General features: G+C 65.9%; 8 protein-coding genes. 4 read left to right on the plus strand and 4 right to left on the minus strand.

The genetic code is table 11. From position 1 onward, the window contains the following. Nucleotides 1-279 precede the first annotated feature (279 nt). The gene (gene otsA / locus QMX82_RS24805) at nucleotides 280-1731 is read right to left on the minus strand and encodes an alpha,alpha-trehalose-phosphate synthase (UDP-forming) (RefSeq protein WP_208693753.1); all 1452 of its coding nucleotides are present in this window, start codon (nucleotides 1729-1731) and stop codon (nucleotides 280-282) included. Between the two features lies 1 nt (nucleotide 1732). Beyond that, nucleotides 1733-2491: a trehalose-phosphatase gene (gene otsB / locus QMX82_RS24810; RefSeq protein WP_208693752.1), complete on the minus strand. Its 759-nt coding sequence runs from the start codon at nucleotides 2489-2491 to the stop codon at nucleotides 1733-1735. A gap of 127 nt (nucleotides 2492-2618) precedes the next feature. Between otsB and QMX82_RS24815 the strand changes: the two genes are divergently transcribed. Continuing rightward, nucleotides 2619-3152, plus strand: a complete 534-nt coding sequence (locus QMX82_RS24815) for a hypothetical protein (RefSeq protein ID WP_133861594.1) — start codon at nucleotides 2619-2621, stop codon at nucleotides 3150-3152. A gap of 13 nt (nucleotides 3153-3165) precedes the next feature. Here QMX82_RS24815 and rimI read toward each other — a convergent pair whose 3' ends face one another. Further along, nucleotides 3166-3618: a ribosomal protein S18-alanine N-acetyltransferase gene (gene rimI / locus QMX82_RS24820; RefSeq protein WP_133861595.1), complete on the minus strand. Its 453-nt coding sequence runs from the start codon at nucleotides 3616-3618 to the stop codon at nucleotides 3166-3168. Further along, the gene (locus QMX82_RS24825) at nucleotides 3615-4427 is read right to left on the minus strand and encodes an energy transducer TonB (protein ID WP_282288524.1); all 813 of its coding nucleotides are present in this window, start codon (nucleotides 4425-4427) and stop codon (nucleotides 3615-3617) included. Before QMX82_RS24825 ends, rimI begins: the two co-directional genes overlap by 4 nt. A 171-nt stretch (nucleotides 4428-4598) precedes the next feature. Between QMX82_RS24825 and mksB the strand changes: the two genes are divergently transcribed. From mksB to mksF, 3 genes are read left to right on the plus strand one after another with little or no spacing between them, the layout of a single operon-like run. Next, nucleotides 4599-5861, plus strand: coding sequence for an Mks condensin complex protein MksB (gene mksB, locus QMX82_RS24830; protein ID WP_282288526.1), 1263 nt, complete (start codon nucleotides 4599-4601; stop codon nucleotides 5859-5861). After that, nucleotides 5851-6528, plus strand: coding sequence for an Mks condensin complex protein MksE (gene mksE, locus QMX82_RS24835; protein ID WP_282288528.1), 678 nt, complete (start codon nucleotides 5851-5853; stop codon nucleotides 6526-6528). The genes mksB and mksE overlap by 11 nt, the downstream gene beginning before the upstream one ends. Further along, complete coding sequence (mksF, locus tag QMX82_RS24840) at nucleotides 6525-9326, plus strand: Mks condensin complex protein MksF (RefSeq protein WP_282288530.1); 2802 nt, start codon at nucleotides 6525-6527, stop codon at nucleotides 9324-9326. The genes mksE and mksF overlap by 4 nt, the downstream gene beginning before the upstream one ends. Nucleotides 9327-9629 lie beyond the last annotated feature (303 nt).

Consider the following 9629-nt stretch of genomic DNA (forward strand, 5'->3'; position numbering starts at 1 on the left):
GTCCAGTAGAAGCAGACCCAAGCCACAGGTAGCACCGCTTTTCGGCCCCTCTCCCTCCGGGAGAGGGCTAGGGTGAGGGTCCTGCCCACTCTCTCCCCCCGGACAGCCTACCCGCCCCCGAAGAGTCCAGCAGAAGCAGACCCAAGCCACAGCTAGCACCGCTTTTCGTCCCCTCTCCCTCCGGGAGAGGGCTAGGGTGAGGGCCCCTTCACGCCAGACCTCAGCCTCGCTCCATGAAAAAGCCCGGCCTAAGCCGGGCTCCAGCACCGCGCAAGACGCCTACAGGGCGACCTTCTGCTCGCTCTCCACCTCTTCCACAGCAGCCGCGTCCTGGGTATCGATGGACTGCACCAGCGCCTTGGAGCTGAAGGCTCGCAGGTCGCGCAGGAAGTTGTCGCGCCAGGAGGCCAGGTCGGCCTGGCGGATCACCCTCATCATGTCTTCGTAGCGCGACTTGCGCTCTTCCAGCGGCATGCGCAGCGCCCGGTCCAGCGCCTCGGCCATGCCGACATGGTCATAGGGATTCACGATCAGCGCCGAATTGAGTTCACGCGCCGCACCGGCGAAGCGCGAGAGCACCAGCACGCCCGGATTTTCCGGATCCTGGGCCGCCACATATTCCTTGGCCACCAGGTTCATGCCATCGCGCAGCGGCGTCACCAGGCCGACGTCGGAGGAGCGGAACAGCCCCATCACCGTGCGCCGGTCGTAGCTCTTGTTCAGGTAGCGGATCGGCGTCCAGTCCAGTTCGGAGAAATGGCCGTTGATATGGCCAGCATGGCTTTCCAGCTGACGCCGGATGTTCTGGTAGGAGACCACGTCCGCCCGCGACGAAGGCGCGATCTGCACGAACTGCACCGCCCGGTGATGCTCGGGGAAATGCTCCAGCAGTTTTTCGAACGCCTGGAAGCGCTCCACCAGCCCCTTGGAATAATCGAGGCGGTCGACGCTGACGATGGTCTTGTAGGGCACGCCCTCGATGCTGCGCGAGATGAACTGGCGCCGCGTGCGATAGGACTCGGCCTGCTTCTGGATGACGTCCGGCATCACGCCGATGGGATAGACGCCGACGCGGAAGTTATGACCGTAGGCGGTCAGGCTGCCGTCCTTCTCCAGCACGCCACGCACCTCACGGGTGATGTAGTCCTGGAAGGCCAGCTGGTCGGTATCGGTCTGGAAGCCGATCAGGTCATAGAAGCACAGGGTCTTGAGCAATTCGTTGTGCGGCGGGATGGCGGTGAGGATCTCCGGCGCCGGGAAGGGAATGTGCAGGAAGAACCCGATGCGATTGCGAATGCCCAGCATGCGGCAGGCTTCGGCGAAGGGAATCAGGTGGTAGTCGTGCACCCAGATGATGTCATCGGGCTTGAGCAGGGGCTTCAGGCGTTCGGCCATGGCCATGTTGACGCGTCGATAGCCGTCGTACTCTTCACGGTTGTAGCGCGCCAGGTCAATCCGGTAGTGGAAGATCGGCCAGAGGGTGGCGTTGGAAAAGCCGCGGTAGTAGTGGTCGTAGTCGCGCTTGGTCAGGCCGAAGGTCACATAGTCGATGTTGTCCTTGGTCTGGGTCTTGGCCGGCCCGTTTTCCTTGACCGTATCGCCGTTCCAGCCGAACCAGATGCCGCCCGATTTGCGCAGGGCATCCAGCACGCCCACCGCCAGACCACCCGCAGTCGCCTTGCCTTCCTCGATCGGGGCCACCCGATTCGATACCACCACTAAACGGCTCATCCTAATCTCCTTGCTTATAATGTGGCGCGAGGTCACGGCTCAGCTGCTGCAGCCAGAGGGCTACCGCTTCCACCGAAGGCAGGCGGGTCTTGGCGACCGTCTCCCCCTCCCCTACCTTGACGGACAGGCCGCCCCGCGCATTGACGACGGCAAACCCCTCTTCGTCGGTGCGATCGTCACCGAGAAACACCGGCAGGCAGCCGGCAAAGGGTTCCAGTTCGAGAAAACGGGCGATGGCCTCGCCCTTGCTCGCCGCAGCGGGCTTGAGTTCGAAGACGCACTTGCCCGGTTGCAACTTGAATTCGGGATGATCGGCCGCGATGCCTTCGGCCAGTTCGCGTACCAGGGCTTCCTTGTCCGGCGCCTGGCGATAATGCAGGGCGAAGGCCACGCTCTTGCGTTCGAGCAGCAGGTCCGGATGCGCCGCCAGTGCGGTCTCCAGACGCCGACCGACGTGCGCCAGCATCTCCGCATCCAGGCTCACCCTATGGATCTTGCCCTGGGGATCGCGCCACTCGGCGCCATGCACCCCAGCCGCGGCCAGCCGCAGCGGCGCGGTGAAGCCGTCGATCTCCGCCAACGGCCGCCCGGATACCACGGCGACGCCATGGTGGCGCGCCAGCTGTTCAAGGGCGGCGAGGGTTTCGGCGGGAATGAAAACCTGTTCCGGACGTGGCTGCAATTCTGCCAGGGTGCCATCCAGATCGAAAAAGAAGGCCAGCGGCTGGCCTGATGAGGTGAGGCTGTCGAGGTCGATCATGGAAGGTACGACTGCCGGGTCATCGTATGGTTCGTTCACATCTTCCGGCGGTGCCGAGGAATTCCCCTTGCCGGCGCGTAGTCGGATTCAGGGAGATGCTCTAGCAGCCCTGCCTTTGGAGACCACCATGAACAAGCCCGACATCACCAAGACCCCCGAAGAGATCGACGACATCCAGGACCGCATGGGCGACATGCGCGAACTCGACTTCAGCGATCGCAAGGATGAACGCGGTGGTCGCATCGGCGACGAAATGGACGAGCGCGACTATGAAGGCCAGTTTCCCGAAGAGCGCGTGCGCCAGGCCGGCATGACCGGTGGCGAAACCCTGGATCATCAGCCGACGATGGACGACGCCAGCCCCGAGACCCTGCTGGACGAAACCGGCGCGCGCTCGCCGACCGACTACGGCGATGCCTGGCCGAACGACAAGGAACTGAGCGTGGTCGAGGACAGCGACATCGGCGGCGGCTCCGGTCAGGACGAAGCCGAACTCGGTCGCAGCCATCCGCTGGATGGCGAAGCCTGGGACGGCGAGGCCGACGCCCCCAACGAAGCCGAAACCCAGCGAGAGGCCCGCTACGCCGATCTGGACGCCAACGACGAAGACCTCGCCGGCGACACCAGTCTGGATCTGGACGAAAAACGCGCCGATCACTGAAGCCGCTGACGGCCTAGTCGAGCAGCGTACAGGCCATCACCAGCGCATCTTCCCGGCCGCCGACCGCGGGATAATAGTCCCGCCGGCGGCCGATCTCATTGAAGCCATAGCGTTCATACAGCCGATAGGCCGACTGATTGCTGGCGCGCACCTCCAGAAAGCACTCGTTGGCCTTGGCCTTGCGCGCTTCCTGCAACAGGTGTTCCAGCAGCCGCAGGCCGAGTCCCCGGCCCTGGCTTTCCGGCTTGATGGTGATATTGAGCAGATGGGCCTCGTCGAGAATGACGTTGATCACCCCGTGCCCCACCTGCTGCTCGCCAGCCGTCATCACCCAGCAGTCGTAGGACCTGAGCGCATCGGTGAAGATGCCGCGGGTCCAGGGATGGCTGAAGGCCTGATATTCGATCTTCAATACCGTGTTCAGATCGGCTTCGGTCATCCGCCGGAAGCTCACCGCATCGTTCATTGCTGTTCCATCCAGCGGCGCCGCAACGGGCGCATGGCTTGCCAGAGCGCGGCCTTGGCGGCCGGCTCTTCCATCAGGATATCCAGTCCCGGCACCAGCCAGGCCGGGCCCAGGGCGGTGTCCCGCTCCACCCCCGTGAGCTGCGCATCCTCGACCCCGCTGCAGCGTCGCGCGGCCACCCCGACCAGCCAGAGCCCCAGGCCCTCGCCCAGGCGCTCCTGGTGCCCCGAGACGAAGCTCTGCACGAATTCAGCGGCCGCCGCCGGCCCCTGGTCGAGTTGACCGTTGTTGAGCAGTGGCCAGCGAATGGGCTCTTCACTGACGATCCGCGGCGTGTCCGGCAGGCCGGCAGCGCGCAGCAGATTCCGGAGCAGCAGATAGGCCGGATCCCGTACCCCCAGGGTATCGCCGGTAGGCAACTCCAGCAGCAGCAGGCAGCGCCCGGCCTGCAACAGCTGCAAGGCAAACCGGGGCGGCGGCGCACGTTCCGGTTGCGGCTCGGCCACGGGGGGCGCAGCCGGCTTCAACGCCGCGGGTCGCGGGATCTCGATGCGCGGCCGATTCGCGGCCGGTGCCTCGGCTACCGCAGCAGCCGGCGCGACCTTGGCCACTGGCTCCGGGCGTACCACCCGAGCCACGACAGGCGCCGCTTCCGGCTCCTCGACCCACAGGGCTTCCGGGCGCGAAGGCGCGGCGAAGGGCAACACCGTGCGCGGCACCCAGACATCCAGCTGCAACGCCTGCAGATAGGCGCGACGACGCGCCTCGGCGGCAAGCGAGGGGCTGGAGGAAGGGGCGGGGTCGGACATGGGCGGATCCTAAGAGCCTGCGCTGTTACGCGGCGGGATTATGCGGGGCGGCATTGTCGCGCGGATCGCCGCGGATCGAAAGGCCGCCCTGCCCATCGGTCCCACCGCGGTCACATCGAAGGCTCTGGCGTCTGGAGTACAATGGCGCTTTTGTCTGGTGCGGTCCCCGCCATGATCGACCCCAAACGCGTCCTGCGTACCCTCGCCGAACACTGGCACCTCATCGACCCGCTGTGCGCCCACTTCGACAGCGGCACCCTGGGCCTGGCCGAGTTGCGTGCCCGCCTGGCCGAACAGCTGCCCGAACGCACGCCGGCCGACCTCACCGCCCTGCTCGACACCTGGATCCGCCTGGACATCCTGGTGCCGGTGGCCAAGAGTCCCAATCGCTTCGAGCTCAATGGCCAGATCCACGACTTCCTCGGCTATCTCAGGCGCGAACACCGGCTGGGCCTGTGCCTGGAGATCGAAGCCTACCTGCGCCACCTGGAACGCCTCGCCGGCCACATCCGCGAAGCCTTCGACAATCGCGACGGCCCCGACCTCGTCCGCCAGCTGCGCCTGCTCGATATGCGCGTACGCGATGTCCTCAAGAAGCTGGCCAACGATGGTCATGCCCTGGAAGGTGTCGCCGAGCGCGCCAAGACCAGCGATCGCCAGATCCCCCTGCGCCAGCGCTATGCCGAGGTGCTGGCCACCTGGGATGAATACGTCGAGCCGATGATCCAGCTGGTGGCCGCCGATGGCGCCTTCGAACGCGGCGTCCACCGTGTCGAACAGGTCCTCCTGCATCTGCAGGGCGAACAGCAGCGCCTCGGCCACCTGGTCGACGACGACCTGCTGCTGCGCACCCAGGCGCGCATCCTGGAGATGCACAATGCCGCCCAGCTGGCCTTGCGCCGTGCCCGCGAATTGCTGCTGCCGCTGCGCGAGGAAGCGCGCCGGCACAATGCCGTGACCCGGGGCGCCGCCCTGGCCCTGGCCACCATCCGCCGCAAGGGCCTCGACGCCGTCCCCCAGGCCGCCCTGCCGCTGTTCAGCCGGCCGCAGAGTGTCTTTCTCGGCACCACCGCCCAGGTGGAAAGCTATGTCTACGCCCTGGCCCGCTTCGAGCCCAAGCCGGCGCGCTTTCCCAGCCAGGCCAGTCGGCCGCGCGACAGCGAGCGCCCGGCGGCGCCCCGCACCGCCCGCGAGATGCTCGATCTCTGCCAGGACGCCCTGCCGCTGCCCGACCTCATGGCCTGGCTGCTGGAGCAGGAACCGGCCGGCGACACCGACGAGCTGCTCTACTGGTTCTCGCGCCTGTCCCGCGATGCGCGCTTCCAGCGCCAGCGCCTGGACCGCCGCCACTACGACACCCTCGAACACCGCGTCAGCCTGTGCTCCTACGCCCTGACCGCCCGATCTCCCGCGAGCGACGCCCATGCAACTTGATCTCAACGAAATGACCCAGCTCGCGCCCATCTTCCGCGAGCTGTTCAAGGGCTATCACCTGTCCCGCAGCGAGCCCGAGAGCTATGCCCAGCTCAGCCAGCAGCAGGACCAGTACCGCGCGCTGTTCCGCGCCCTCGGCTTCGAACTGGTCTGCGATCCGCGCGGCTTCTACTACTTCGTGCCCGAGCAGATGGGCGCCCAGGTCAACAAGACCGCCCAGCGCCTGGCGCTGTTCACCTTCATCCTGGTCGAGCACCTGGCCGACCAGGGTCGCGATCCGCTGGCCGTGCTCGATGGCGGTACCCTGGGTCGCCACGAACTGCCGGCGCTGCTGGACAAGTATCGCGACCTCTTCCTGCAGGCCGAGGTCACCACCCAGGAAGAGCTGGAGGAAAAGATCCTGCGCCGCCTGACCCAGCTCGGCTTCGCCCTGGACAGCAATGGCACCTACCGTTTCCTGCCGCCCATGCACCGCTTCCTTGATGTCTGCCTGACCGTGCAACAGGATCGCGACCTGGCTGCCGGCCTGCATGCCAGCGACCTGCCACTGCCGACGCCGACCCTGGCCAGCGACGAAGACGGCACCGAGCAGGCAGGCGCCGACGAGGATGACGAAGAGGCCGCCCTGGCCCGCGCCATCGCCGCAGAACGGGAGTTCGACCTATGATCCGCTACGGCATCAGCCGCTTCGCCCTGCTCAACACCGCCGGCTACAGCCTCGGCCTCTTCCCGCTGGAACAGCCGCTGTCGGTCTATGGTGCCAACAACCTGGGCAAGAGCGCCTCGATCAACGCCCTGCAATTCCCCATCCTGGCGCGGCTCTCCGACATGAGCTTCGGCAAGTACAGCAACGAGCAGTCGCGCAAGTTCTACTTCGCCACCGACACCAGCTACATCCTCATCGAGCTGCGTCTGGCCCACGGCCCCCACGTCATCGGCGTGGCCGGTCGCGGCCCGGGCGGTGGCTTCGGTCACCAGTTCTTCGCCTATGCCGGCGAACTGGACCTGGCCCACTACCAGCGCGACGGCGCCTGCCTGCGTCAGCGCGAGTTGTTCGCCAGCCTGGAGCGCGCCGGCCATAAGGCCTATGAGGTCAAGCCCGACGAATTGCGCCGGCTGCTGGTCGGCGGCCATACCAGCATCCCCCTGGACCTGACGCTGATTCCACTCCGATCCACCAGCGAACAGAGTCTCAAGACCTTCCGCGCCCTGTTCATCAACCTGCTGCACATGCGTGAGATCACCGCGGCCAAGCTCAAGCAGCTGTTTCTCGACGCCTTCGAGCACAGCCTGAGATCCGGCAGCGTCGACTACATTGCCGCCTGCGAGGAAGCCTTCCGCGATGTCCGCCGCATGGAGCAGGACTACCAGTCGCTGGTCGCCGCCGGCCCGCTGGTGGAAGCCCTGGCCAATGGCGTCGAGCAGCGCGACCGCCTGAGGGGCAAGCTGCATCGCCTCTCGCCCCTGCTCGACAGCCTGCTCGGCAGCTGGCAGCACTATGCCCTCGACCGCCGCGACGAGTTGCTGGCCCAGACCGAGCACTATCGCCAGGAACAGGATGGCCTGCAGCAGAGCCAGCGCGACGGCACCAGCGAACTGATGCGCCGCGAGCGCGAGATCAGCAGCCTGCAGCGCTGGCTCGCCGAGCTGGCCCAGCTCAAGCACCGCTTCGCCCTGGTGGATTCGACCGCCCCCCTCGAAGCCCAGCTGCTGGCCGCCAAGGACGCCCACGACGAACTGGCCGGCGCCCTGTCCCAGGCCAGTCAGTTCAGCAGCGAAGACCTCGACCAGCGCGTCCGCGAACTGGAACAGCGCCTCAAGGGGATTCGCCAGCAACTCGACCACGCCGACAACAACAGCTATGCCCGCCTGCGCGAGGAATTCAGCCAGGCCGACGTCGACCGCCTGATGCGACTGTTCAACGGCCAGCTGTTCAGCCTGCCGCTCGGCCCCAGAGGTGTCGAACTGGCGGAAGACGGCAGTTGGGTAAAGACCTTCGAAGGCATCCTGGCGCGTTTCCAGGGTGATCGCCTCGAATTGCCGGGCCTGTCCCTCGACCTCTCGGGGATCGAGCCACCCACCCTGCAGGCCCTGGCCGATCGCGCCGCGCTACGTGACCAGAAGGACCGTCTGGAGCGCGAGCTCAAGCAGCTCAAGGCCCAGCAGGGCGTCAGCGTCGACCGCCAGGCCAGCAAGGCTCAGGCCGAGGTGCTCTACCAGCAGGTGCTGGATGCCCAGAAGGCCCTGGAAGACTTCCGTCGCTGCCAGACCCTAAGTGCCGAGGAAAACGAAAAGCTCGAACAGCTTGCCCAGCTGGAAGCCGCCCAGGACGAACTGAGACGCGCCGGCGATGCCTTCACCGAGCGCGTCCAGCAACTCTCCGCCAGGCTGCAGCTGATCGGCCGCCAGCTGGCCGACCTGGAAGCCAAGGACCGTACCCTGGCCGACGCCCTGCGCCGCCGGCAGCTGCTGCCCACCGACCTGCCCCAGGGCACGCCTTTCATGGAAGCGGTGGACGATTCCCTGGAAAACCTGCTGCCGCTGCTCAACGACTACCAGGACAGCTGGCAGGCCCTGCAGCGCGCCGACACCCAGATCGAGGCGCTCTATGCCCAGGTCCGCCTCAAGGGCGTCGCCAAGTTCGACAACGAGGAAGATCCCGAGCGCCGCCTGCAACTGCTGGTGAATGCCTATGCTCATCGCCAGGACGAAGCCCTGACCCTGGCCAAGGCCCGCCGCGCCGCCGTCACCGACATCGCCCGGACGCTGAGAAACATCCGCAGCGACTACGACAACCTCGAACACCAGCTGCAGCTGTTCAACCGCGAGATCAATCGCAAGCAGGTCTCCAACCTGGAGAGCTTCCGCATCGTCCTGGCGCCCAATAAGGAAGCGCTCAAGCACATCGACCAGATTATCCACAGCGCGGGTCAGTACGAGGAAGGCGAGACCCTCTCGGTCTTCGATCTCACCCAGGACAGCAGCCAGGACCAGAAGAACGAAGACGCCAAGGAATACCTGGCACGCCTGGTGGCCGCCAACGGCAATCAGCTCGGCCTCAAGGACCTCTTCGAACTGGCCTTCGAGATCACCAAGCAGGGCGGCCAGCCGATTCTGCACACCGACATCGACGGCGCCGCCTCCAACGGCACCACCATGACCATCAAGGCGCTCACCAACATGTACCTGTTGCTGCACCTGATGGACCGGGAGCAGGCCGCCAAGATCCGCCTGCCCTACTACCTGGACGAAGCCGCCGACATCGACGAACGCAACCAGCAGGCGCTGATCGAAACCAGTCAGCAACTGGGCTTCGTACCCATCCTGGCCAGCGTCAAGCCCCAGGTCAGCGCCCAGGTCGCCATCGACCTCGAAGGCGGCAGCGGCCCTGGCGGCATCTACATCGACGAAGCCGACTGGAAATACATCGCCAAACGCGACCTGGCCCTGCCCGAACCCGCTTGAACCCTCTCCAGAACGCAAAAAGCCCGGCGCATGCCGGGCTTTTTCTTGCTCGCGTAACGCCGCCTTAGGTGCTGCGGTAGATTGGGCTGAGCACAGCGAAGCCCAATCTCCATACCCCAACCCCTGCCCCTCACCGCCCCACCGCCGTTCGCTTGATCCCTGCAGCAGGCCTTACCGTTGGGCTTCGCTGCGCTCAGCGCCAACCTACGATGATTCTGTGCCGCGCTTCCAACACGACAGTTCGGCGTAGCCGGGCTGTCTGTGCTCTATGCAGACTTAAAGCAGCACCTGCCTAGCAGGCAC

It is taken from the genome of Pseudomonas sp. PS02302 (assembly GCF_029959585.1).
GTDB lineage: Bacteria > Pseudomonadota > Gammaproteobacteria > Pseudomonadales > Pseudomonadaceae > Chryseomonas > Chryseomonas aestiva.